The sequence below is a fragment of the Clostridium sp. OM05-6BH genome (genome assembly GCF_003481635.1).
Classification (GTDB): domain Bacteria; phylum Bacillota; class Clostridia; order Lachnospirales; family Lachnospiraceae; genus Butyribacter.
Genome location: NZ_QULH01000002.1, coordinates 98636 through 123556 on the forward strand (window position 1 = coordinate 98636; position 24921 = coordinate 123556).

Below are 24921 nucleotides of genomic sequence, written 5' to 3' on the forward strand. Positions count from 1 at the left end.
CTATAGTAATTGCCTTGCCGCTTTTTCGTTTTTGGTGATTTCTAGATTTTGTTGTCTCTGATGATTGATCTACATGCCCTTCGGAAACTCGAAGTCCCGGAAGCAAGGTATTCATCATTTTTGAAAGGGACTTTGCGCTCGTCGTTACTTATGTCTCGTATTTCAGAGACATTAAGTAACGTGACGTAGCGCATCGTAGCGAAAGCGTCCCGTCCAAAAATGGATGATACCTTGCTAAACCGGGACATCTCAGACAATCCTTCGGGCATGTATTCATCAGAGACGTAACAAAATAAGAAATCACCTAAAAACTCTGCGTTCTGCGGCAATTATCTTAGTTCTCTGCCGACAGAATAAGTTAGCTTATCGGCTGCAAAATACTATATTTATTGCTGACATAATAAGCAATATGTGGTTGCGTGAGATAATGAGGTGTGGGAAGTTTCAGTTACTAAATAATAAAAACGCCTGCGGACGAGTTCCTGGCAGGCGTTTTGTGTATTATGATAAAGCAAAGAGACTTACAGTGTGCGTTCACTGCCCCAGAAGAAGAGTGCTACTGTACCCGGACCGGTATGACTTCCTATGGTCGTGCCGATATTGTTGATCACTACTTTGCCGTTTAAGTTTGGAAAGCGTGCCTCTATCAGATCGGCAACTGCTTTGGCATCTTCATAGCAGGCAGATTGGGATATAAAACATTTCCCATCGTAGTCTAAGCCATTTTCGGCATCTTCTTCCATTTTAGCGACAATTTCACGGATCACCTTACGTTTTCCACGAATCTTAAAGCGCGGAATCAGCTTGCCCTCGCTGTTTACATCCAGCAATGGGCAGATGTTCAGCAAGTTTCCGATGGTACCGGCGGATTTTGATACACGACCGCCTTTTATAAAGAAAGTCAGATCGGAAGAGAAGAACCAATGACGTAAATGAAGCTTATTGGCCTCTGTCCAGTCACGCAGTTCATCAATAGTCATTCCATCATCGCGCAGATCTGCCAGACGATCCATCAATAGTCCATATCCAGCGGAGGCAGCCAGTGAATCAACAATATAGATTTTGCGGTCTGGATATTTTTCGGCGAGAATATCTCTGGCAATACAGGCGGAATTCATGACGCCGGAAATGCCGGAAGAGAGGCAGACATGTAGAATATCTTTGCCTTCCTGCAGAAAAGGTTCAAAATACTGCTCAAATTCTTCTGCATTGATCTGAGATGTTTTAGTGTCTTCGCCTTGCTCCATACGTTTATAAAATTCATCAAAAGGAATTGATTTGCCGAGATCATCCATATAACTTTTGCCGCCCAATTCAAAATGAAAACAGATATAATGAATAGATCTGGCCTCAAACTGTTCGTCTGTCAAGTCTGCTGTAGAACAACAGCTTAATACATAATTTTCTGCCATTTTAATACCATACCTTTCTCAAAAATGTCTTGCATGATCACAGGGGGTCATAATATTCCTGCATTATGCATGTCAGGACTCATTGTACCATGGAATTCTGATAATTTCAAATTACAACGGTAACGCCTCAAATTGTTCTTGAATCTGCAAAATATATTCAGTATAATATTTGTATATACGGCATAATGCGCCATACAAGGAGGACAAGATGAACTTTTTAGAAGAACGTATCCTAAGGGATGGTATAGTAAAAGAAGGTAACGTGTTGAAGGTGGATAGTTTTTTGAACCATCAGATGGATATTTCATTATTTGAGCAAATGGGAGAAGAGTTTAAAAAACGTTTTGCCGGTAAGGAGATTAATAAAATTGTTACGATAGAGGCTTCCGGCATAGGAATTGCATGTGTGGTAGCAAAGTATTTTAACGTTCCGGTTGTATTTGCTAAGAAATCTAAGAGTATCAATATTGAGGGAGATATGTATGTTGCTGAGGTGGAATCCTTTACACATAAGTGTAAAAATCAGGTCATAGTTTCCAAAAAGTTTTTATCTCCGGAGGACAAGGTGTTGATCATTGATGACTTTCTTGCCAATGGTTGTGCACTGCAGGGGTTGATTTCAATTATTACGGAGGCCGGAGCTTCTGTAGAGGGTATTGGAATTGCTATTGAAAAGGGTTTTCAAATGGGTGGCAAACTGATCCGCAATCTTGGTTATCAGTTAGAGTCTCTTGCAATTGTGGACAGCATGAATGCAGATACGAAAGAAATTGTATTTCGTGAGCAGTAAGCGGATCTGTTAGAACTATAGATATAAGATCGGGTGGATTGCAAAGAAATGAAAAGGACGTTTTTCTATATGCAGAAAGACGAAATGAGAAGCAGGAAGGATAAAGAACATGAAAACAAATGAAGCATCTGTACAAAATATTTATACATTAGACGGAAAAGTACCACTTCTTAAGGCAATTCCGTTTGGGTTGCAGCATATATTAGCTATGTTCGTTGCTAATATTGCACCGATCATCATTGTTGCAGGAGCAAGTGGATTGTCCTCTACTCAGACGGCAATGTTGATCCAAAGTGCAATGATCATTGCCGGTATTGGTACATTGATTCAGTTGTTCCCGGTATGGAAGATTGGTTCCGGATTACCAATTGTTATGGGTATCAGCTTTACGTTTGTGTCCATTGCATGTGTTATAGGAGCAAAATATGGTTATCCGGCGATTGTTGGTGCCGTGTTGATCGGCGGTATCGTAGAGGGCGTTTTGGGATTATTTGCCAAGTACTGGATCAAGATTGTTGCACCGATCGTAGCAGCAAGTGTTGTTACATCCATTGGTTTTTCATTGTTATCTGTTGGGGCTAATTCCTTTGGAGGTGGCAGTGGAAGTAAAAACTTTGGTGCTTGGGAGAACTGGGTGTTAGGCGGTGTTACGTTGCTTGCCTGCATTTTGTTTAATATTTTTGCCAAATCTTACTTCAAACAGCTTTCTGTTTTGTTCGGTTTAGTAGTTGGTTATATTTTGGCCATTGTAATGGGGATGGTGGATTTTTCCGGACTAAAGGGAAGTTCGATCATTGCATTGCCACATCTTATGCCATTTAAGCCGGAATTTCATGCTGGCGCCATTGTATCCATTGTATTGATCTTTTTGGTGTCGGCGACAGAGACGATCGGAGATACATCTGCGATGGCATCTTCCGGTTTAAATCGTGATGTCACACCGGAGGAAACTGCCGGGTCAATTGCTTGCGATGGTTTTATCAGTGCATTATCAGCAGTGTTTGGCTGTATGCCAATTACTTCATTTAGCCAAAATGTGGGCTTGATCGCAATGACGAAAGTAGTGAATCGATTTGCAATCGCAACAGGTGCGGCTATCATGATCTTAGCGGGAATCTTCCCGATCTTTGGAGCATTATTGGCAACATTACCGGATGCGGTATTAGGTGGATGCACGATCATGATGTTTGGAACGATCGTTGTCAGTGGTCTGCAGATGATCGGAAAATGTGGCTATACGCAGAGAAATATTACGATCGCTGCATTATCGCTCAGCGTTGGTATTGGTTTTACACAGGTTCCTGAACTGTTCGCAATCTTTCCTGAAATGGTACAAAATGTATTCGGGCAGAACTGCGTGGCAGTTGTATTTTTGGTTTCTATCATATTGAATCTGGTTTTACCACAGAATATGGAGGCAACGATACAAGAAAAAGCGTAAGTAAACACAGTGAGACGATGTGCTTTTGGAACTTTAGAAGCGAGTTGTCTGCTGTTAGAAAGGATGGGAGAATGAACAACAAAATAACGAAGAAAAGACGAGTTTTGGCTGTTGTACTGACTATCAGTCTGTTGTGCATGACCGGCTGTGGGGCAGCTAACGGCACACCGGACGATGTGGCGTCAAATGACGGAGGCAGTCAGACAGAGAGCGAAACAGGAAGTGGTGGCATCAGCAAAGATGACATCAAAGTCGGTGTATTATATATATCGGATCCGGCAGAGGGAAGCGGTTATTCATATACGCATGATCTAGGTGTCAAGGGAATGCAGTCTAATCTCGGACTCAAGGAAGATCAGATAGAGCGTAAGATCGTGGATGATAGTGATGCAGCAGCCACACAGGAAGCAATCGAAGCCTGTATTTCGGATGGCTGTAATATTATATTCACAACGAGTTGGGGTTACATGGATACCACAGAAAAGATGGCAGAAAAGTATCCTGAAATTTATTTTTCCCATGGAACCGGTTATAAGAGCAACGGCAAGAACTTTACTAATTATTTTGGCAGAATCTATCAGGCACGGTATTTAAGTGGAATCGTGGCAGGGATGAACACGAAGTCCGGCAAGATTGGATATGTTGCAGCCCAGGATTCTTCAAATTCAGAGGTAACGGGTGGTATTGATGCTTTTGCAATTGGAGTTGCATCGGTTAATAAATCGGCAAAGATTTATGTAAAAATAACCAATAGCTGGTATGACGCAGCGAAGGAAAAGGCGGCATCAGAAAAATTGTTGTCGATGGGCTGCGATGTTATGGCACAGCATTGTGATACGGCATATCCCCAGACATTAGCGCAGAAAAAGGGTGTGTATGGTATCGGTTATAACTCGGATATGAGTAAAGAAACACCGGATTCCTGCCTGACCAGTGTGATTTGGAATTGGAGTGCTTATTATACGTCGGCAGTACAAAGTATTATGGACGGAACATGGACTGGTGAAAATTATTATGGAGGCATGGCAGAGGGGCTGATTCAGATCACCGATCTGGCATCGTTTGCAAAGGAAGGAACGCAGGAAAAAGTTGATGAAGCGACCACAGCAATCCTTAGTGGTGAAAACAACGTATTCGATGGTGTATTAGAAACAAATACCGGGAAGAAGATTGGGGTAGCAAACAGTACATTAGACGATGCAACGATTACCGGAAACATTAACTGGTACTACAAAAATGTAGTGATCGTGAAATAGGAGGGTGGCTATGAAATTTACGATTCGCAAGAAAGTGTTGGTTTGCTCACTGCTCCCACTTGTTTTACTCGGGGCAATTGTTATTTTGGTGGCAGCAACGATCATGAAGGGTGCAATCATACAACATGTAGAAAATTCTCTGCGAGGAACAGCAACAGCGACACAGGCAGCATATGATCAAAATACCGGATCTTATCTGGAAACGGAGAATGGTGATGTATGGAAAGGCAGTTACAATATTTCCCAGTCCGACAATCTGGTAGATACGATCAAAGAAGAATCCGGCATGGAAGTTACCTTCTTTTATGGAAACAAGCGAATTATGACTTCTGCCAAGGATAAAGATGGCAATCGTATTTTACAGAGTGAGGCAGGAGAAAAGATCCAAAAAGAAGTTCTAAATGCAGGGCACGAATATTTTAGTGAGAATGTTTCTATTGAAGGGACTATGTATTATGGATATTTTACTCCGGTATATCAGCCGGATGATAAAAGTACACCAATTGGAATGGTGTTCGCAGGAAGTCCCAAACAGGAGACATTTCGCAGCGTTATAAAGATTATTAGCACGATAATAGCAATTGTAGTGTTTGTTACGATTGTGTGTGTGATCATTGTCAGTATTTGTGCAAGCTCGATCACAAAGGCTCTTAAAGTAGGTATTGCATCAGTTCAGCAGGTATCTGCCGGGAATCTGCAATTGACGATATCAGATAAACTGGCTCGACGCAAAGATGAGATTGGAGATCTGTCGCGGGCAATCCGCAAGCTTCAGCAGGAATTGCTTGGCATTATAAGCGGCATTAAGAAAAGCACAGATTCTCTGCGTGATTCATCCGACTCATTAGAACAGACGGCACATCAAACTTTTCACAGCATCGAAAATGTCAAAGAGACAATGGATGGTATAACGGAGGGGGCAGATCGACAGGCAGAAGATATCAAAAAAGCGTCCTTCAATGTTAATAATATGGGAAATCTGCTTTTAGAGACCGGACAGGAGGCAGAAGATCTTGGCAATGGTGCAGACAGCATGAAAAAGGCAAGTGATCATACATCGGAAATTGTACATCAGCTTCGCGTGATCAGTGATGAGGTACATCAGGCTGTAGAGACGATCGCACAACAGACAAAACAGACAAATGCATCCGCACAAAAAATTCGTGAGGCTTCTCGCTTTATTTCAGAAATTGCAGAAGAAACAAATCTGTTAGCTTTGAATGCCAGCATTGAAGCGGCTAGGGCAGGAGAAGCCGGCAAAGGCTTTGCCGTAGTAGCGTCTGAGATTCAGAAGCTGGCAGAGCAGACGAATAGTGCCAGCGGCAATATCGAAGAGATTGTTGAGGCACTGTTAAATGATTCAGAACTTGTTGTTGAGACAATGACGAATGCACAGGGTATTATTACCCGGCAAAATGATTTTATTGAAGGAACGGAAGGCAGTGTGGCAACCGTGATGAATGAAATCGAGCATTCGGTAAGCAGTATACGCAGCATAGAGAGCCGCATGAAAGAATTAGAGTGTGCGAGAAAAGAAATCATGCAGGTGTTTAAGGCTATGTCAGATATTGCCACTCATAATGTAAGCGACACAGAAAAGACCAATACAGCATTGGGTGCTATGACAGCAGACTTTAAGAATATCGAACAGTCGACGGAAAGTCTGCGAACAATGGCAGATGCGTTGGCAAACCATATTCAGAATTTTCAGGTGTAATTAGTTGCGTCAGTTTAGTGGAATATGCTATAATAGCAGTTACAAGAAATTAGGTAACTGCACAGCATGGAGGATTAATATGCAAAGAATAGCTTATTCCAAAAAGATCATATGCTATTTGTTCATATTATGCATCGCATTGACCAGCACATTTTCTGCGAATGGTGAATGCGGTGTGTTTTCTATGCAGAGACAGCAGACATATTGTTCTAAACAGACTGTGCAGGTTGACTCTTTTCAGAATGCAAAAGCAGAGCATTATTTACATATGATACAAACTTCTTTTGCCAAGGAAGATTGTCGGATTGAGGATGGATCGGCAAATACGATGCAGAAACTGAATCTGATTCGGGAGCAGAAGACGGTTAGTTTATCAAAGTTTGAGCGTATTTGCTATTGCTTGACAGATTGTTATGCAAGATGCGTTAGCATTATGCATAATCAATATATTCTAAAGGCGACATTGATCCGGGATGTTCATCAACAGATCGTGTCTTTTATTCATCGGAAGGACGGGCAGAAAATCCCCGCAATATTCTTTTTTTGACACGCAGATTTTTACCTGCGTTCGTCATGTATTTCCAAATTATACAATATGTATGTGCATAAGATTGCACAGGTAAATGAGACCGCTCAGCCAAAGGGGGCACGGTTTTTTTATGGTAGAAAAAAAGAATAAATAGGAGGTTTTTGCATATGTTAGAAACAATAGGTATTGTTTTAGTCGTTGTGGCATTGATCGCGGTAGGCGTTTTTTCATGGAAGTGGGAGAATAGCGGATCTGATGACATTAAGAGAACGCAGACAAAGGACGAACATAAAGAAGCGTAATAGATTCAACAAAGGCACATAAAGAATGCAAGCATGGAGGTATACATGAAACAAATACTTGTCCGATACATCAACATCATATTAGGCGCAATAGTGGCAGCATTTGCTTTGGAAGAGTTTTTAGTTCCAGCGAACATTTTGGACGGCGGGATTGTGGGAACCAGTATTATCATTAGTTCGATAACTCCGATCTCGTTAAGTATATTGACGGTATGCTTAAATTTACCGTTTGTATTGGTGGGAGCGAAGCAGTTGGAAAAAAGCTTTCTTCCGAGGACCATTGTGGCAATGGGGGTATTCTCTCTCTTTTTAGAAATTTTTAACCGTTGGCACTATGATGCTACCTATGATGCATTATTGGCGACAGTGTTTGGAGGATTGATTCTTGGTGCCGGAGTTGGACTTATTATTCGAAACGGAGGATGTTTGGATGGCACAGAGACAGTAGCGATCATGGTCGCCAAAAAGACATCACTTTCCGTAGGTCAAATTGTTCTGGTCTGTAACATTATCATTTATTTGATCGCCGGTATATTGTTCGGATTGGATCGTGCGTTATATAGTCTTCTGACCTATTTTATTACATCTAGGATCGTGGATTATATTAATACAGGATTGGATCAGGGCAAAGCTGTAATGATCATTACGGATCAGGGACGCGTGATCGCAGAGGATATTTATAAGACGTTAGGCCGGACAGTTACTTTTTTGTCCGGTGAAGGGCTTTTATCCGGGGAGAAGACAGTCCTATATTGTGTCATTACCCGGATGGAGCTTCCGTTGATCCGTAAGATCATAGAAAAAGATGATTATTCGGCATTTATGACGATTTCAGATGTATCGGAGATCATCGGACATCATATTAAAAACTCAGAAAGCAAAATTTACACCAAATTATAACAAACCATGGAGCGGAGAAAGTTCTCCGCTCCGTTTTTGATAGGGTCATTTGCAGCTGGTAACAATAGTGATAGGGCTTGTATAATTTAGACGAATATTATATAATTTAAAATTGTGGATTAACATTAGGAATTGCTGTTCAAAGAAGGGTTGACTGGTATGGTTAATGAGAAAAAAGTACGCTTAATGACGCAGCTTGCGTTAGACGAAAAGCGGTTTTATAAAGATGAACTAGACGAAAGTGGATATTTTCGTTCAGATTATATCCGTTCCAATACATTAAAGGTGCTGCTGGGCTATAGCATTTCCTATTTACTGATCATGGGACTGGTTGCCATGTATTATGTTGATTATCTGTTTACAAATGTAGTGCAGATGGATATGCAGAGCATGGTGTGGCTGGCCGGATGTATATATGTAGGATTATTATTGATCATTACGTTGTTTTGTGTATTGTTTTATATGACCAAATATACAAACAATCGCAAGCGTTTGCGCAAATATATGATGGAAATAGATAAGCTGCAGAAGTTTTATCGGGACAGCAAAGATAATAAAGAGACCAAAGAAATTAAGGAGGGAGACGCTGTATGACTCAGTTATTGATATTGCGTGAACATATACAGAAAATGTATCAGCGTTATTCATCCCTTTTTCAGGTGGTCATGCGGTTTATGGTTGGATTTGGATTGTTTTTTGCGATCAACCGTGTGTTGGGATATCGTCCAATACTTTCACATGGTTATGTGAATGTGATCATGGGAGTGATCAGCGTGATCTTTCCATTAGAGGCAATGATCTTCTTGGTGGCATTGTTTATTGTATTACAGGTCATGTATGTGTCCAAAATGCTGGCATTTTGTATTGGTGTTATATTTTTGATATTGTATCTGTTATATATTCAGTTCATTCCCAAACATGGATATGTGCTGATTGCTGTGCCGTTAGCATATTCTGTAGGACTCTCTGCAGGAGCACCGGTGCTGTTGGGATTGCTTTTTGGTCCGGCCGGAGTGCTGCCAGGTGTGATCGGAGTGTTGCTTTACTATTTGTTTCGCAATTTGATTACGGTTGCTTCTTCTGCAACGACAGATTCCTTCGATCTGTTTCAGGTGCTGATCGATCAGTTGGTAGAGGACGAAGAGTTGTTTGCCGCAATAGCAGTCTTCGTGGTGGTCATGTTGGTAGTGTATATGATTCGCAGCCTGCGCGTTGATTTCAGTTTTGAAGCGGCGATCATCATCGGGATTGTCAGTGATATCATTTTATGTTTGTTTGCTAACTATTTACAGCTCATGAAACTGCATATGATCCCATTTTTTGCAGGTGCGGTCATATCCCTCGGCTTAGTGTGGCTGATACAATTTTTCCGTTTGTCATTAAATTATGCCGGCGTTGAGAATTTACAGTTTGAAGATGAGGAATATTATTATTATGTCCGCGCAGTACCCAAGAACAGTATTGCAACAAAGAGTAAGCGTATAAAACGCTTTAATGCACATTTGTTTACTGACCGCAACGAGTTGTTAGCAGCAGAGATGGAAGATAACGAAGCAGTGCCGGATGGCGGTAACAGGGAGAATAAGGAGGATTCATGAATCAAATTATTGCGTCATTAAAAGGATATGTATATGGATTATCGCTCCCGAAGATTGGTGTTGTGGATATCCTGGAGATTATAATTATCGCTTTTGCGTTGTATCATGTGACATTTTGGGTAAAGCGTACAAGAGCATGGACACTGGTAAAGGGTGTTTTTGTGCTGTTTAGTGCTTATATTGTTGCCTATATTTTAGATATGAGTGTTATATTGTGGGTGTTTGATAAGACGATCGGTCTTGGTATTACAGCGTTGCTGATCGTTTTTCAGCCGGAATTGCGCAAGGCGTTGGAAGAGTTGGGACAAAAAAAGATTGTCAGTTCTATTTTGCCGTTTGATGAGAACAAAGATAGAAATATACGCTTTACAGATCGTACCGTGAACGAGATCGTGCGTGCAACTTCTGAGCTTGCCAAAGCAAAGACCGGTGCACTGATTATTATGGAAAAGGATATTATCTTATCTGAATATGAAAGAACCGGTATTATTATCGATTCTGCGATCAGCAGTCAGCTTTTGATCAATATTTTTGAGCATAATACGCCGCTGCATGATGGTGCTGTGATCGTAAGAGGAGATCGTATTGTTGCGGCAACCTGTTATCTGCCATTGTCAGACAATATGGGATTATCTAAAGATCTTGGAACGAGGCACCGTGCTGCAGTTGGTATTAGCGAGGTGAGCGATAGTCTTACCGTGATTGTATCTGAGGAAACCGGTATGATTTCCGTAGCAGTTGGTGGTAAATTATTGCGTAATATTGACGGGGATCTTTTACGACGTAAATTGAATGATTTTCAGGGGAAACCTTCTGAGGAGAAGCCAAAGAAATACTTTTGGCGTAGAAAAGGAGGGGATCGCACATGAAAGAATTAAAACAATTGATGAAAGATGTTGTGCTGCATAATATTGGGATCAAAGTGCTGTCATTGATCGGTGCTCTGTTTGTATGGCTGATCATTATCAATATTGATGATCCTTATAAGACGAAAGTGTTTCAAGTGCCGGTCGAGACGATCAATGAAAGTGCATTGCAGTCTGTTAATAAGGTGTTTGAAATTACATCCGGCAGTATTGCCAATGTCAAGGTCGGTGGCAAACGAAGTGTGATTGATCGTTTAGATTCTACAGATATTCGTGCAACAGCAGATCTTTCGAATCTGTCTTCGGTAAATGCGGTAAATATTGTGCCATCACTTCGTAAAAAAGTGTCATCGGACGTTACTTTGGAATGTACTCAGGTGTTGAAAGTTGCATTGGAGGATATGGCAACCAAGCAGGTTAAGGTAACGGTTGTCACCCAAGGAGAACCGTCAGAAGGTTACTCTATTGGAAAATGCACGGCAAAACCCAATATGATTCAGGTGACAGGAGGAAAATCTGTTGTGAAACGTATTTCCTCGATCAAGGTGTTTTTGAATGTGGAGGGAGTCAGTGAAGACTTTATGAGCCGATTGGAACCGGTTGCTTATGATTCCAACGATGAAGTAGTTAAGTCTAACACTCTGCATTATAGTCAGAATAAGATCAAAGTGCGGGCAAAGGTTTTGGAAAACAAAACAATTCCGGTAAGAGTCAGTGTGACAGGAACGCCGGCAGCGGGATATGAGTATGTAGAAACAGAATGTCTGCCACAAGAGATCCAAATTGCCGGCAGCGAGAAGAAAATGGAGTCACTTTCTGAAATTGTGATACCGATGGATATTAGCGGATTGAATGACCAGTCCGGAGGTTTGGAAAAGACGGTCAGTGTGCCGGCCTTATTGCCAGAGGGAGTTACTGTATCAGAAGAGTATGAGACGATCTCCGTGAAGGTGACGATAGAAAAATTAGTGGAACGAACTTTGCGTATTAAAGAGACAGATGTGGCATTTCGTAATTTGGCAAGCGGATATGTTGCGACAGCCGGAGCACCTGGAGACATTTTAAGCCTCACGATTTCGGGAAGAGCCTCCATATTGAATGAGATTCCGGATACTGCCATCAATGCATATGTAGATTGTGACGGTTTGAAAGCCGGAGAGCATCAGGTTCGCGTGCAGTTGGATCTGTCGGATACTTGTAAAATCACAAAATATGCAACGATAAAGATTCATATCACGAAGGAACGAGGAGGCAGTACGGCGAGCTCTTCCCCATCGCCAACAACAAAGCCGACCGAAAGACCGCAAAATACGACGACGGAAAAACCGAGCGAGGAGCCAATGCCGACGGAGACACCTTCACAAGAAGAATGATCTGTCAGAAATTGTTATCATGATGATTTTTGATGTGTGAAATATAAAAACGCTTCGGTAAGCAATCTGCCTGCCGAAGCGTTTTTGTAATTATTCATATTTTGTCATAGCATAGATCTGCTGCCTATGATCAACCGTTCGTGGCATTTTTCTTAGCACGGAAACGAAGAGTCGGATCGAGAATCTTTTTACGGATACGTAAATTCTCCGGTGTAATCTCTAATAACTCATCGGTATCGATAAATTCCAGTGCCTCTTCCAAACTGAGTACCTTAGGCGGCGTAAGCTTTAAGGCATCGTCTGCGCTGGAAGAACGGGTATTTGTCAGATGTTTTGTTTTGCATACATTTAACTCAATATCCTCTGTTTTACCATTTTGCCCAATGACCATTCCGGCATATACTTTTTCACCCGGGCCAACGAACAGAGTACCACGATCCTGTGCGTTGAATAATCCATAAGCAACGGTTTCACCGGATTCAAAGGCGATGAGAGATCCTTGCTTGCGATAAGCGATATCACCTTTGTACGGACCGTAGTCTTCAAATACGGTGTTGAGAATACCGTTTCCTTTTGTATCGGTCATAAATTCACCACGATAACCGATCAGTCCACGAGATGGGATAACAAATTCAAGACGAGTGAATCCACCACCGATAGATCCCATTCCCTGTAATTCACCTTTACGAGTGCTTAATTTTTCGATGACACTGCCGGCAAATTCCTCTGGGACATCAACGAAGGCACGCTCCATTGGTTCTAATTTTTTTCCGCGTTCATCGGTTTTATATAATACTTCTGCTTTGCTGACAGCAAATTCATATCCCTCACGACGCATATTTTCGATCAAAACGGACAAATGCAGTTCGCCACGTCCGGATACTTTGAAACTGTCCATATTGTCAGTTTCTTCTACACGAAGGCTGACATCAGAGTTCAACTCGCTGAAAAGACGATCGCGCAGATGACGAGATGTGACAAATTTTCCTTCCTGACCGGCCAAAGGACTGTCATTTACCATGAAATGCATAGCGATTGTAGGTTCCGAGATCTTCTGGAAAGGAATTGGTTCCGGATGCTCAGGAGAACAGATCGTATCGCCAATATGGATATCAGTTACGCCTGAGATCGCTACGATAGAACCAATCGTTGCTTCCGTAACTTCTACTTTCTTCAGCCCGTCAAATTCATAGAGTTTAGTAATACGCACTTTGTTCAATTTATCTTTGTCATGTGCATTAACGATCACAACATCTTGTCCGACTTTGACAGAACCGTTATCCACTTTACCGATACCGATACGACCGACATATTCGTTGTAGTCAATGGTGCTGATAAGTACCTGTGTACCTGCGTCAGGATCTCCTTCCGGTGCCGGAATGTAGTTTAAGATCGTTTCAAACAGTGGCTCCATGTCTTTGCCGGGTTCGTCGGATTTGTAAGATGCAATACCCTCACGAGCGGAAGCGAAGATGAATGGGCAATCTAATTGTTCTTCGTTAGCATCCAGATCAATAAACAGTTCTAATACTTCATCTACTACTTCATCCGGTCTTGCTTCCGGACGATCGATCTTGTTGATGCAGACAATAACCGGAAGTTCCAGCTCTAATGCTTTTTTGAGAACAAATTTTGTCTGTGGCATAGCACCTTCAAAGGCGTCTACGACAAGAACAACACCGTTTACCATTTTGAGGACACGTTCTACCTCGCCACCAAAGTCAGCATGGCCCGGTGTATCGATAATATTGATCTTTGTATCTTTGTAAGTGATTGCTGTATTCTTAGATAAAATAGTGATTCCGCGCTCACGCTCAATGTCGCCGGAATCCATGACACGTTCTGCAACTGCCTGATTGTCGCGAAAAACACCGCTTTGTTTTAGCAATTCATCGACTAAGGTTGTTTTTCCATGATCGACATGGGCAATGATCGCAATGTTTCTAATATCTTCTCGTTTCATAGTATACATTTACCTCCATTTCGGAGCTGATTGATTGTTTTTGTTTGCTGCTCCGAAGCAAATTGTTTTTATGGGAAACTGCTCATAACGTGGTGACACGCCACCAAGAATTACTTTGGCAAATCTCGGCGATGTCACGCTGGCTTTGCTCTTTTTATTGGACAAACCCACAATTAACTAGTATACTATAAAAATAAGATTATACAATTGACAAATGTGCCAAAAATAATCAGAAATGTCGAATAATGTTTTACAAAAAGGTTTAACCTAAGAAAGAAGCAGTTATATAATAGCAAATATCAACGTATATATTTATGAAACTAAAAATACCAATGGGGCGGGAACCCCAAGCGGCGTCCTTTTCAATAGGGTGCAGGAAAAAGGAGGATATGAAATATGTTGGATAAAGTATTCACAAACAACCAGGTGACAATTGCAGGTGAAGTAGTCAGTGAGTTTACATTCAGTCATGAAGTCTATGGAGAACATTTCTACATCGTCAATATCGCAGTATGCAGACTTAGCAATTCGTATGATGTAATTCCGGTTATGGTGTCAGAAAGATTGATTGATGTTACGTCTGATTATCGTGGATGCGTTTTGCAGGTGTCCGGTCAATTCCGTTCTTACAACAGACATGAAGAAAATAGAAATCGTTTGGTGTTATCCGTATTTGCCAGGGAGGCAGTGCTTGCTTCGCAGGAAGATGAGGATGAGCAAAATCCGAATCATATTTTTTTGGACGGATATGTGTGCAAGCATCCGGTGTATCGTAAGACACCGTTGGGGCGTGAGATTGCCGATGTGTTGTTAGCGGTGAATCGTCCGTACGGCAAGTCGGATTATATTCCGTGTATCTGCTGGGGAAGAAATGCACGTTTTGCCGATAAATTTGAAGTAGGTTCTCATATACAGATATGGGGCAGGATCCAGAGCCGTGAATATCAGAAAAAGATTGCAGAAGACCAGTATGAGAAACGAGTGGCGTATGAAGTATCTGTAAGCAAGTTAGAGTATATCGCGGAGGAAAATTAGAAAAAGTAGATTTTTTATGTGAATTATGATAGAATGGCTAGAGTTGACAGGTAGATTATTTTGTTGCTCTAGCCATTTTTGCGGCCAATAGGGTATGGCAGCTGTTTGAGGGGGCAGATAGAAAGGATGGCGGGAAGCAGGAGGAGTCAGATGAGTCGAAGAATAGTACAGGTATATTATGGGAGCGGCAAGGGTAAGACCTCTGCAGCAGTGGGACAATGTATCCGTGCAGCGGGGCTTGGTCAATCTGTGATCATCATTCAATTTTTAAAGGGAAAAGATGCAGAAGAATTCAGCTTTTTGAACCGCCTGGAGCCGGATATTAAATTGTTTCGGTTTGAAAGAGAGAATGAATCTTATGATTGTTTGTTAGATTCTCAAAAGAAAGAAGAGAGACAAAACATTCTGAATGGATTTAATTTTGCAAAGAAGGTGATCGATACCGGAGAATGTGACGTATTAGTGCTAGATGAAGTGCTTGGTCTGGTGGACTTAGAGATTATTTCTATTGAGGATATTATCTCTTTAATTACTTTGCGCGATGATTATTGCAAGTTGGTAATGACAGGAAGATGTCTTCCGCCGGAGTTAGAGCCGTATGTTGATATTGTATCCAAGATAGATCTTGAAAAGGATCTGGAGATGTAAGGAAGCACATAATTTATATCGGTTCATATAATATACCAAGAAAATACAAAGAAATGGGGAGTCTATATGTCGATATTTACCGGTGCCGGAGTGGCACTTATTACGCCGATGAATCCGGATGGAAGTATTAATTATCCTGAGATGGAGCATATTATCAACGATCAGATCGCAGGTGGTACGGATGCGGTTATTGTGTGTGGAACAACTGGAGAAACGGCAACGATGACCTATGATGAGCATATAGAAACGATACGTGCCTGTGTGCAGATGACAGCGGGGCGTATTCCGGTTATTGCGGGTACGGGATCTAATTGTACAAAATCGGCGGTCAAATTATCCGTTGCGGCAGAACGTGCCGGTGCAGATGGTTTGCTGGTTGTATCACCATATTACAATAAGGCGACTCAAAACGGAATAAAGGCACATTATAAACAGATCGCTGCGGCGGTAGATCTACCGATACTTATGTATAATATTAAAGGTCGTACCGGTGTTAATATTGATCCACGGACAATCGTTGATCTGGTGCAGGAGGTTCCTAATATTGTGGGTGTCAAAGAAGCATCCGGAGATCTGTCACAGATTGCCGACATTATGGCGCGTTGTGACGGAGAGATTGATCTGTATTCCGGAAATGATGATCAGATAGTTCCCATTGTTGCTTTAGGCGGCAAGGGGGTTATCTCTGTATTGTCTCATGTAGCTCCAAGAGATACACATGATATGGTGATCAAAATGTTAGAAGGGGATACGGATGGCGCCAGAAGACTTCAGTTAAAGTATATTCCTTTGATCCATGCACTGTTTTGTGAGGTAAACCCGATTCCTGTAAAGGCAGCGATGAATATGTTAGGGTATCAGGCGGGACCGCTTCGCATGCCGCTCACGGAAATGGAAGAGGAGCATCAAGAGACGTTACGTGAGGCAATGCGGAAGGCAGGACTTGATGTAAAATAAAGTTTGCAGTTTGAGAAAGAAATGGAGGACTATTATGACAAAAATTATTATGTTAGGATGCAACGGAAGAATGGGACAGATGATCACAGATATGGTCAAACAGGATGATGAATGTACGATCGTTGCAGGAATTGATATTGTTGACAATAGAGACAATGGTTATCCTGTGTATACTAAATTGGCAGACTGTGATGTAGAAGCCGATGCGATCATTGACTTTACATCTGCTACTGATTTTGAGAGTCGTATGGATTATGCGGTGGACAAGCAGATCCCAATCATCGAATGTTCGACCGGATTATCTGAGGAGCAGATGGATTATTTGAAAAAAGCAAGTGAAAAGGTTGCAGTATTAAAATCTGCCAATATGTCTTTGGGCATCAATCTGTTAATGAAGTTATTAAAGGAAGCTGCCGTTAAGCTGGCGGGAGATGGATTTGATGTGGAGATCGTTGAGAAACACCATAATCAGAAGTTAGATGCACCGTCCGGAACGGCGTTGGCGTTAGCAGATTCTATTAATGAGGCGATGGACGATCGTTACGAGTATATATATGACCGTTCTCAGGTTCGCCAGAAGCGTGACAAGAAAGAGCTTGGAATCTCAGCTGTTCGTGGTGGAACGATCGTTGGAGAGCATGAGGTGATCTTTGCGGGGACAGATGAAGTGATCACATTTAAGCATACGGCATATTCACGTGCCGTATTTGCGAAAGGTTCCATTACGGCTGCAAAATATCTGAAAGGAAAAGCTGCAGGATTGTACGACATGTCAGATGTACTGTTATAATTATGTAGACAGGCAATGATAGGAGGAGTTCTATGTCGGAAAAAATATTGATATTACATAGTTTATTATCAGGGCTAGACATATTGACTGCCATCATTTTGCTCGTTGCAGTACTTAGCGGTTTAGCAACCGGGCTTGTTGTGAAACTGGGACAGATCGTGGCTGTGATCGGCTCCTACGTGATCGCTGCAGTGTTGGCATCCTATGTCGGATTAGGCAGAGAGATTGTTTTTGTAGTGGCATTTATTGTGTTGTCTATTATTTGTCGTTATTTGGTGCAGGTGCTTCGGCTTGTAGATAAACTTCCGGTTGTCGGAACCCTGGATAAATTTGGCGGAGCAGTGGTTGGATTTGTTGTAGCGTTCATTGTGCTATATTTTGTGATCAATCTCTTTTTTGATATCGTTCCGCAGAGTACATTGGATGGAATGGGTTGGACGAAAGAGGCAGTTCAAAAGACAATGTTCATTAAAGGCTTTTTGAAGAGATGACAGGAGCGGTAAAGTGTAATGAATAAAATAAATTATCAACGTGAATTGGATCAGATTTTAGCGGAGATTACGGCAAAAGGAGAGGTTCCGACACTGCTATTGCATAGTTGCTGTGCACCGTGCAGCAGCTACGTGCTGTCATATCTGGCATCTTATTTCCGCATTACGCTGTACTATTATAATCCGAACATTTCACCGAAAGAAGAATATCAAAAACGCGTGCAGGAGCAAATGCGTCTGATACGCGAGCTGCCGGTACGTTATCCGATCTGTTTTGAGGAGGGGGTATACGATCCAGAGCGTTTTTTTGAGATGGCGAAAGGGATGGAAGATATACCGGAGGGCGGAGAGCGCTGCTTTAGCTGTTATGAATTAAGACAGCGAGAGGCGGCAATTGCAGCCGCACAGGGAGGATATGATTATTTCACGACGACGTTATCGGTCAGTCCGCATAAGAATGCACAGAAGCTGAATGAGATCGGTCTGCGTCTGCAGGAGGAATATGGTGTCCGTTATCTGCTGTCTGATTTTAAGAAAAAGGGCGGTTATTTAGAGTCGATCCGTCTGAGTAAAGAATATGATCTGTATCGACAGAATTTTTGTGGCTGTGTATATAGCAGACAGAAGATGGAAAATAGAGAATCCTAGGTTGACAAGAATAGAAAGAACTACTATAATGAATTTGTTTTCGGGGCGGGGTGCAATTCCCTACCGGCGGTATTCTGTGACAGCAGTAAGCCCGCGAGCCTGCGCTAAGGCGCAAGCATGATTTGGTGAGAATCCAAAGCCGACAGTATAGTCTGGATGAGAGAAGACATGAGATATCATTGATGCGTTATAAAAGTCCTGGTAACATATACTGGGACTTTTTTATTATAGGATTAAAGGAAATGAGGGACGACTATGAGACAGGAATATATGCGTCGTGCAATCGAGTTAGCTAAACGTGGACTTGGGAGAGTGAATCCCAATCCGCTGGTGGGTGCTGTTATCGTGAAGGATGACCATATCATTGCGGAAGGGTATCATGCACGGTATGGCGATCTGCATGCGGAGCGAAGTGCTTTTTCTAAGCTTAAGGATCCTGCAGAAGCTATTGGTGCAGAAATGTATGTGACGTTGGAACCTTGCTGTCATCAGGGAAAGCAGCCGCCGTGTACACAGGCGATCATTGAACATGGTATCCGTAAGGTCTATGTCGGTTCAGATGATCCGAATGCATTAGTGGCAGGCAAGGGGATTCGGATACTCAGAGAAGCAGGTGTAGAGGTAGAAACTCACGTGCTAAAAGAGGAATGTGATGCCTTAAACCCTGTATTTTTCCACTATATTACGAGTAAGACACCATATGTCGTCATGAAGTATGCCATGACGATGGATGGGAAAATCGCCTGTGATAGTGGAGAAAGTAAATGGGTTACCGGAGAAATGGCGAGGGCACATGTGGCAAAGGTTAGAAATGCTCTTTCCGGTATTATGGTTGGTGTACAGACTGTGCTGCAGGATGATCCCAAGCTTACCTGCCGTATGCCGGGTGGCAGGAATCCGGTACGCATCGTATGCGACAGCTATTTGAGAACACACCTTGATTGTAATCTTCTTCAGACGATCGATGAAGCACCGGTTTGGATCGCAACACTTTCTGAGTGTATGGAAAGCGAAAAGGCGACAAAACTTCGAGAGAAAGGGGCAGAATTGATCGTTGTGCCACAGGCTGATGGAACGAACATGGAAGGAATAGATCTGAACGCATTATGCAAGGAGCTTGGTGAACGGGGAATAGACGGTCTGTTGATCGAGGGTGGAAGTACCTTACATGCCGGTGCTTTGCAGGCGGGCATTGTGGATCATGTACTTGTTTATATAGCCCCTAAAATCTTTGGGGGCAGTGGCAGATACACACCGGTACGCGGTGAAGGCGTGCAGTCCCCGGCACAGGCTTGGCAATTTAAGCGTAGTCATGTGACAGAACTTGGCGAAGATATCTTGATTGAATATGAGAAAGACAAGGGGGAACGGAAAATATGTTCACCGGAATAGTAGAAGAAATCGGTCAGATTGCAGCAATTCGTAAAGGAAGTGCATCGGCGGTGTTGTCGATCCAAGCCTCCAAAGTATTGGAGGGGACTAAGATCGGAGACAGCATTGCAGTTAACGGGATCTGTTTGACTGTGACAGGAATGCAGGAACGTAGTTTTACAGCAGATGTTATGGCAGAAACTTTGCGCAGAAGTTCTCTCGGGGTGTTGGGAAAAGGTGCTGCGGTCAATCTGGAACGCGCAATGGCGGCCGATGGCAGATTTGGCGGACACATTGTGTCCGGTCATATTGATGGGACCGGAGAGATTGTATCAATGCAACGAGAAGACAATGCTGTGTGGGTCGAAGTGGAAACACCGCCACAGCTGTTGCGTTATATTGTCGAGAAGGGGTCTATTGCTATTGATGGGATCAGTTTGACGGTTGCGAAAGTGACAGATAGTAGTTTTTCGGTCTCGTTAATACCACATACCGGAGAGGAGACAACATTACTTTCAAAAAAAGTGGGAGATCCGGTTAATTTGGAAAATGATATTGTAGGCAAATACGTGGAACGTTTCCTGACATTTGAGAAGCCGGCAGAAACGTCATGTCAAAGTGTTGATCTGGCATTTTTGGCAGAACATGGATTTGCGTGATATAATTGACAGAAAGGTTTGGTGCAAACAATGAGTGAGTTTCAGTTTAATACGATTGATGAGATTTTGGAAGATCTGCGCGATGGTAAGATCGTCGTTATGATCGATGATGAAGATCGCGAGAACGAGGGGGATGTGATCTGCGCAGCAGAGCATGCTACCTTAGAAAATGTGAATTTTATGGCAAGCTATGCTAAAGGCTTGATCTGTATGCCAATGGATGAGAGTTACACGAAGAAACTTGGCCTGCGACAGATGTGTGAGGTCAATACGGATAATCATTGTACGGCATTTACGGTGTCTATTGACCATAAAGATACGACAACGGGCATTTCTGCCTATGAACGTTCTATTACGGCGATGAAAACTGTAGATCCGGATGCAAAACCGGGCGATTTTCGTATGCCGGGACATATGTTCCCGCTGCAAGCCAAAAAAGGCGGCGTTTTAGAGCGTAACGGGCATACGGAGGCAACCGTTGATCTGATGCGTATTGCAGGATTGCAGCCGGTTGGTCTGTGCTGCGAGATTATGAAAGAGGATGGCACGATGGCACGTACGCCGGATCTGGTCGAATTTGCAAAGAAACATTCATTGAAGTTTGGTCGAATTGCAGATCTGGTGCAGTACCGTAAGGAACATGAAGTATTGGTAGAGTGTGTGGCAAAGGCAAAAATGCCGACCAGATATGGTGATTTTACGATATATGGATATGTCAATAAATTGAATGGTGAGCATCATGTTGCGTTGGTAAAGGGAGATATTACTGATGGGAAACCGGTGTTGTGTCGAGTGCATTCGGAGTGCCTGACCGGTGATGCACTGGGATCTGCACGTTGTGATTGCGGCCAGCAATATGACGCAGCGATGAAGATGATCGCCAAAGAGGGACGAGGCGTTTTGCTATATATGCGTCAGGAGGGACGAGGTATTGGTCTTATTAATAAGATCCGTGCCTATGAATTGCAGGATCATGGAAGAGATACGGTCGAGGCCAATTTGGAACTGGGCTTCCCGGAGGACGCCAGGGATTATACGATAGGAACACAGATTTTGGTGGATCTGGGAATCCATGAGCTGCGTCTTCTCACGAATAACCCGGCTAAAGTATATGGTTTGGCAGGTTATCAGTTAGAGATCGTAGAACGTGTTCCGATTGAAATGGAACCGGGAGAATACGATCGGTTCTATTTACAGACAAAGAAAGAAAAGATGGGGCATTTGCTGCATCTTAAATAAATAATGGAAGAAAGGTAAGGTATAAGCATGAAAACAGTAGAAGGAAAAGTAGTAGCAGAAGGATTAAAAATTGGTATTGTAGGAGCTCGTTTCAATGAATTTATCGTGTCAAAATTGATCAGTGGTGCAAGGGACGGCTTGGTTCGACATGGTGTCAATGACGATGATATTACTCTTGCGTGGGTACCTGGAGCATTTGAAATTCCGTTGGTTGCAAAGAAAATGGCATTGTCCGGCAAATATGATGCAGTAATCTGTCTTGGTGCAGTTATACGTGGCGCAACCAGTCATTATGATTATGTTTGTGCTGAAGTATCGAAAGGAATTGCAGCAGTCAGCTTAGAGGCGCAGATTCCGGTTATGTTTGGTGTTGTAACGACGGATAATATTGAGCAGGCGATTGAGCGTGCCGGTACTAAAGCGGGTAACAAAGGATATGACTGTGCGCTTGGTGCGATCGAAATGATCAACCTTACAAGACAGCTTTAGAAAGGAGTGGCCCTTAAATAGGCCGATTAGCGATGTTTCAGAATTTATATCCGGATGAAGAATACCGTTCATCTTATGAGATTCCCTATGAGAGCTATTATCAAAAGGGATTTCGTGGTATTTTATTCGATGTCGATAATACACTGGTGGAACATGATCAGCCGGTGACGATCGAAGCAATTGCGCTCTTTGAAAAGCTTCGTAAGATTGGATTTGAGGTTTGCATTATTTCAAATAACAAAGAGCCGCGAGTGAAACCTTTAGCAGATACGTTAGGTGCGAAGTATGTATATAAAGCAGATAAGCCTTCTGCCAAAGGATATGTGCAGGGGATGGAGCATATGGGTACCACTGCTTCCAATACCATGTTTGTAGGAGATCAGATATTTACAGACATCTGGGGAGCAAAACGTGCCGGCGTATATGCCGTCTTAGTGCATCCAATCGCAAAGCATGAGGAAATACAGATCGTTTTAAAAAGAAAACTGGAATGGTTTGTACTTAGACGTTACCACAAAAAGAGATCTTAATTAGACGCTGTCAGGAAAATCTGTAGGAAAGCAGACGATCTGGCAGCGTTATTTTTTTGTAATATGCCAGATACTCCTTGGAAGAGAGAGAATCGATATAGTTTTGTGGGAACTGTTTAGTACAACCGTGCATACAGGCAAGATCGACCGCTTTATTATAAGCGATTGCAGCTTCGATCAGGGATGGAAAACGTCCGATCAGATAATTGCCATTTAGATGCAGTTTGGCTATATATTCCGTATGTCCCTTATCATGAACGATCGTTACTCCGTGATATGGATTTAATACGTTGAGGTTAGAATATCGATAGTCATTTTCATTGCCATTTACAAATGTAAAATCGATATCTTTTCTTGCATAGGCACGGATGCCATAACGAGAACGGATATTGGTCTGCATGCCATATTCAGCAACGAACAGATGACCGCCGCGTTTCATGATCGCATGGTTGGAATAAAAAAAAAGGTCATCAACATCAAAGAGCAGCGTTTCTTCAGAACTCAAATAATATTGAAAATATTTTTTTCGCAAATAGATCGGTGTTTTAATATAGATCCCATTATTCTTAAAATTCAATAAGCTGATCCATTTTGAAAAAGGGAGCAAAGGGAATTGTGTTTCCTGATAATCTTCTGGTGTGATCGGTACTGTTGCAGATAACAGCTTATCGGCAGATTGGTACGCACCGTGTGCCTCAGCTTCTGAGGTAAAGCTGCCCAGACTGATATGTTTACATCGAAATGTAATAGAGGCGCGATAGTATACGCTTCCGTCTTTTTTTACAGCAGCAAATACTCCTTTTTTCATACAGATCACACGCTCCTTTCGATGCTTAGCTATATTCAATATAAAACGTTTTATATCTTTGTACGGATTAGCTATAATGTAGCATATTTCGACAGGAAATGCCAGATATGTTGAATGGTATCAGGTATAAAATTCCATTTATTTCATATACTCTGTAATAGTTTTGTAACATTATTAATTATTTCTCAATCTTCCCATATAGTCGTTGGCATAATAAGCAATATATGGGTGCGGTGGATTTGAGGTGTGGGAAGTTTGAGTTGTTATTCAATGATTTGTTTGGAGGATTTGCATGAAAAAAGACATGAGATGGAAGGTGGCACAGATTGGGATGCTGACGACGATGTTGGCAATGGAATCGATACTTCCGCAAGGTCATATTGTCGATGCCAGACATCAAACCGCTCAGTATCGAATAGAAGAAGACATGGAGCTTGCCGGGCTAAGCAGTTATGTGAGAGGCGGACAGGCAGAGGGAGCATATGTGTCTGAAACAATTGCACGAGTACATGATCAGTGGCAGCAAAAAAAACAGGAAGAAAAGCAAAAGCAGCGTATCAGACAGCAGAAATTAGAGCAGGAGAGGATGCGTAAAGAACGACAGAAACGAAAACAGGAGCAGAGGAAGCGTGCTAGAAGAGCACGGATCCGTCGCGCCAAACAGAAACAAAAAAGAGACGAAAAAAACCGACGTCTTGCCATTGAAGAAAAATGCGGAAGAGTGATCGGTACAGAGTCTGAACGTATTTTACAGCGTATTGTTGAGGCAGAGGCTGGAGGAGAGGATCTGGAGGGGAGAACACTTGTTGCGAATGTCATTTTGAATCGTGTGTTAGGAAAACAGTTTCCATCCACGATCAAGGAAGTAGTCTTTGCACATAGTGGAAGCAGATATCAATTTTCGCCGGTCAGCAATGGCAGTTATTATTCGGTACATGTGTCAAGCGGAACAAAAAAAGCAGTAAGAAGGGCCCTGCAGGGACAGGATACCTCGCAGGGCGCATTGTACTTTATGGAGAGAGCTTTAGCTGACAGTGGTAATGCTTCTTGGTTTGATCGGTGCCTGACTAAAGTGAAGAGACATGGATGCCATGAATTTTATAAATAGC

At 42.4% G+C, this 24921-nt stretch carries 26 protein-coding genes and 1 riboswitch; of the genes, 23 read left to right on the forward strand and 3 right to left on the reverse strand.

The features are described 5' to 3' along the window. Positions 1 to 521: 521 nt before the first annotated feature. Positions 522 to 1412, reverse strand: a complete 891-nt coding sequence (locus DXB73_RS02925) for a DegV family protein (protein WP_118690098.1) — start codon at positions 1410 to 1412, stop codon at positions 522 to 524. Between the two features lie 208 nt (positions 1413 to 1620). On the opposite strand from DXB73_RS02925, the gene DXB73_RS02930 reads away from it, so the two are divergent. The 11 genes from DXB73_RS02930 (at position 1621) to DXB73_RS02975 (ending at position 12184) form a co-directional block, all read left to right on the forward strand. Further along, positions 1621 to 2202 (forward strand): xanthine phosphoribosyltransferase, encoded by a 582-nt coding sequence (locus tag DXB73_RS02930; protein WP_022024462.1) that lies wholly within the window; start codon positions 1621 to 1623, stop codon positions 2200 to 2202. 109 nt (positions 2203 to 2311) lie between these two features. Further along, positions 2312 to 3643 (forward strand): nucleobase:cation symporter-2 family protein, encoded by a 1332-nt coding sequence (locus DXB73_RS02935; RefSeq protein WP_118690099.1) that lies wholly within the window; start codon positions 2312 to 2314, stop codon positions 3641 to 3643. A 71-nt stretch (positions 3644 to 3714) separates the two neighbouring features. Then, positions 3715 to 4899 (forward strand): BMP family ABC transporter substrate-binding protein, encoded by a 1185-nt coding sequence (locus tag DXB73_RS02940; protein WP_118690100.1) that lies wholly within the window; start codon positions 3715 to 3717, stop codon positions 4897 to 4899. Positions 4900 to 4909: 10 nt separating this feature from the next. After that, positions 4910 to 6616, forward strand: coding sequence for a methyl-accepting chemotaxis protein (locus DXB73_RS02945; protein WP_118690101.1), 1707 nt, complete (start codon positions 4910 to 4912; stop codon positions 6614 to 6616). A gap of 79 nt (positions 6617 to 6695) precedes the next feature. Beyond that, the gene (locus DXB73_RS02950; protein WP_118690102.1) at positions 6696 to 7163 is read left to right on the forward strand and encodes a hypothetical protein; all 468 of its coding nucleotides are present in this window, start codon (positions 6696 to 6698) and stop codon (positions 7161 to 7163) included. A gap of 149 nt (positions 7164 to 7312) precedes the next feature. Then, entirely contained in the window at positions 7313 to 7447 is a 135-nt protein-coding gene (locus DXB73_RS15055; RefSeq protein WP_022024467.1) for a hypothetical protein, read from the forward strand. A 45-nt stretch (positions 7448 to 7492) separates the two neighbouring features. Beyond that, a complete protein-coding gene (locus DXB73_RS02955; RefSeq protein ID WP_022024468.1) occupies positions 7493 to 8347 on the forward strand; it encodes a YitT family protein in 855 nt (284 codons plus the stop codon). Positions 8348 to 8506: 159 nt separating this feature from the next. Next, on the forward strand, positions 8507 to 8941 hold the full coding sequence (locus DXB73_RS02960) for a hypothetical protein (protein ID WP_022024469.1): 435 nt from the start codon (positions 8507 to 8509) through the stop codon (positions 8939 to 8941). Then, on the forward strand, positions 8938 to 9945 hold the full coding sequence (locus DXB73_RS02965) for a hypothetical protein (RefSeq protein ID WP_118690103.1): 1008 nt from the start codon (positions 8938 to 8940) through the stop codon (positions 9943 to 9945). The genes DXB73_RS02960 and DXB73_RS02965 overlap by 4 nt, the downstream gene beginning before the upstream one ends. Continuing rightward, positions 9942 to 10814 (forward strand): diadenylate cyclase CdaA, encoded by an 873-nt coding sequence (gene cdaA / locus DXB73_RS02970; protein ID WP_022024471.1) that lies wholly within the window; start codon positions 9942 to 9944, stop codon positions 10812 to 10814. Before DXB73_RS02965 ends, cdaA begins: the two co-directional genes overlap by 4 nt. After that, positions 10811 to 12184, forward strand: a complete 1374-nt coding sequence (locus DXB73_RS02975) for a CdaR family protein (RefSeq protein ID WP_118690104.1) — start codon at positions 10811 to 10813, stop codon at positions 12182 to 12184. Before cdaA ends, DXB73_RS02975 begins: the two co-directional genes overlap by 4 nt. A 130-nt stretch (positions 12185 to 12314) precedes the next feature. Here the strand turns inward: DXB73_RS02975 and typA are convergent, their stop codons facing one another. Further along, on the reverse strand, positions 12315 to 14147 hold the full coding sequence (gene typA, locus DXB73_RS02980; protein WP_022024473.1) for a translational GTPase TypA: 1833 nt from the start codon (positions 14145 to 14147) through the stop codon (positions 12315 to 12317). A 396-nt stretch (positions 14148 to 14543) separates the two neighbouring features. Here typA and DXB73_RS02985 point away from each other — a divergent pair, with 396 nt between their 5' ends. The 11 genes from DXB73_RS02985 (at position 14544) to DXB73_RS03035 (ending at position 23004) form a co-directional block, all read left to right on the forward strand. After that, positions 14544 to 15182: a single-stranded DNA-binding protein gene (locus tag DXB73_RS02985; RefSeq protein ID WP_022024474.1), complete on the forward strand. Its 639-nt coding sequence runs from the start codon at positions 14544 to 14546 to the stop codon at positions 15180 to 15182. Between the two features lie 150 nt (positions 15183 to 15332). Then, entirely contained in the window at positions 15333 to 15830 is a 498-nt protein-coding gene (locus DXB73_RS02990) for a cob(I)yrinic acid a,c-diamide adenosyltransferase (protein WP_118690105.1), read from the forward strand. Between the two features lie 66 nt (positions 15831 to 15896). After that, the gene (dapA, locus tag DXB73_RS02995; RefSeq protein WP_118690106.1) at positions 15897 to 16787 is read left to right on the forward strand and encodes a 4-hydroxy-tetrahydrodipicolinate synthase; all 891 of its coding nucleotides are present in this window, start codon (positions 15897 to 15899) and stop codon (positions 16785 to 16787) included. A gap of 34 nt (positions 16788 to 16821) precedes the next feature. Then, positions 16822 to 17577, forward strand: a complete 756-nt coding sequence (gene dapB / locus DXB73_RS03000) for a 4-hydroxy-tetrahydrodipicolinate reductase (RefSeq protein ID WP_022024477.1) — start codon at positions 16822 to 16824, stop codon at positions 17575 to 17577. 32 nt (positions 17578 to 17609) lie between these two features. Beyond that, positions 17610 to 18068 carry a CvpA family protein gene (locus DXB73_RS03005; RefSeq protein ID WP_022024478.1) on the forward strand — a complete coding sequence of 153 codons (459 nt, stop codon included), beginning with the start codon at positions 17610 to 17612 and terminating at the stop codon, positions 18066 to 18068. Positions 18069 to 18086: 18 nt separating this feature from the next. Then, positions 18087 to 18716 (forward strand): epoxyqueuosine reductase QueH, encoded by a 630-nt coding sequence (locus tag DXB73_RS03010; protein WP_118690107.1) that lies wholly within the window; start codon positions 18087 to 18089, stop codon positions 18714 to 18716. A 32-nt stretch (positions 18717 to 18748) separates the two neighbouring features. Beyond that, positions 18749 to 18888, forward strand: a riboswitch (FMN riboswitch). 83 nt (positions 18889 to 18971) lie between these two features. Next, positions 18972 to 20108 carry a bifunctional diaminohydroxyphosphoribosylaminopyrimidine deaminase/5-amino-6-(5-phosphoribosylamino)uracil reductase RibD gene (gene ribD, locus DXB73_RS03015; RefSeq protein WP_118690108.1) on the forward strand — a complete coding sequence of 379 codons (1137 nt, stop codon included), beginning with the start codon at positions 18972 to 18974 and terminating at the stop codon, positions 20106 to 20108. Beyond that, on the forward strand, positions 20093 to 20746 hold the full coding sequence (locus DXB73_RS03020) for a riboflavin synthase (protein WP_022024481.1): 654 nt from the start codon (positions 20093 to 20095) through the stop codon (positions 20744 to 20746). Before ribD ends, DXB73_RS03020 begins: the two co-directional genes overlap by 16 nt. Before the next feature lie 30 nt (positions 20747 to 20776). Beyond that, complete coding sequence (locus tag DXB73_RS03025) at positions 20777 to 21985, forward strand: bifunctional 3,4-dihydroxy-2-butanone-4-phosphate synthase/GTP cyclohydrolase II (RefSeq protein WP_022024482.1); 1209 nt, start codon at positions 20777 to 20779, stop codon at positions 21983 to 21985. A gap of 27 nt (positions 21986 to 22012) precedes the next feature. After that, positions 22013 to 22474, forward strand: coding sequence for a 6,7-dimethyl-8-ribityllumazine synthase (ribE, locus tag DXB73_RS03030; RefSeq protein ID WP_022024483.1), 462 nt, complete (start codon positions 22013 to 22015; stop codon positions 22472 to 22474). 32 nt (positions 22475 to 22506) lie between these two features. After that, positions 22507 to 23004: a YqeG family HAD IIIA-type phosphatase gene (locus DXB73_RS03035; RefSeq protein WP_022024484.1), complete on the forward strand. Its 498-nt coding sequence runs from the start codon at positions 22507 to 22509 to the stop codon at positions 23002 to 23004. A 10-nt stretch (positions 23005 to 23014) separates the two neighbouring features. Here the strand turns inward: DXB73_RS03035 and DXB73_RS03040 are convergent, their stop codons facing one another. Further along, on the reverse strand, positions 23015 to 23812 hold the full coding sequence (locus DXB73_RS03040; RefSeq protein WP_118690109.1) for a hypothetical protein: 798 nt from the start codon (positions 23810 to 23812) through the stop codon (positions 23015 to 23017). A 292-nt stretch (positions 23813 to 24104) separates the two neighbouring features. On the opposite strand from DXB73_RS03040, the gene DXB73_RS03045 reads away from it, so the two are divergent. Then, a complete protein-coding gene (locus tag DXB73_RS03045) occupies positions 24105 to 24920 on the forward strand; it encodes a cell wall hydrolase (RefSeq protein ID WP_118690110.1) in 816 nt (271 codons plus the stop codon). Position 24921: the final 1 nt, after the last annotated feature.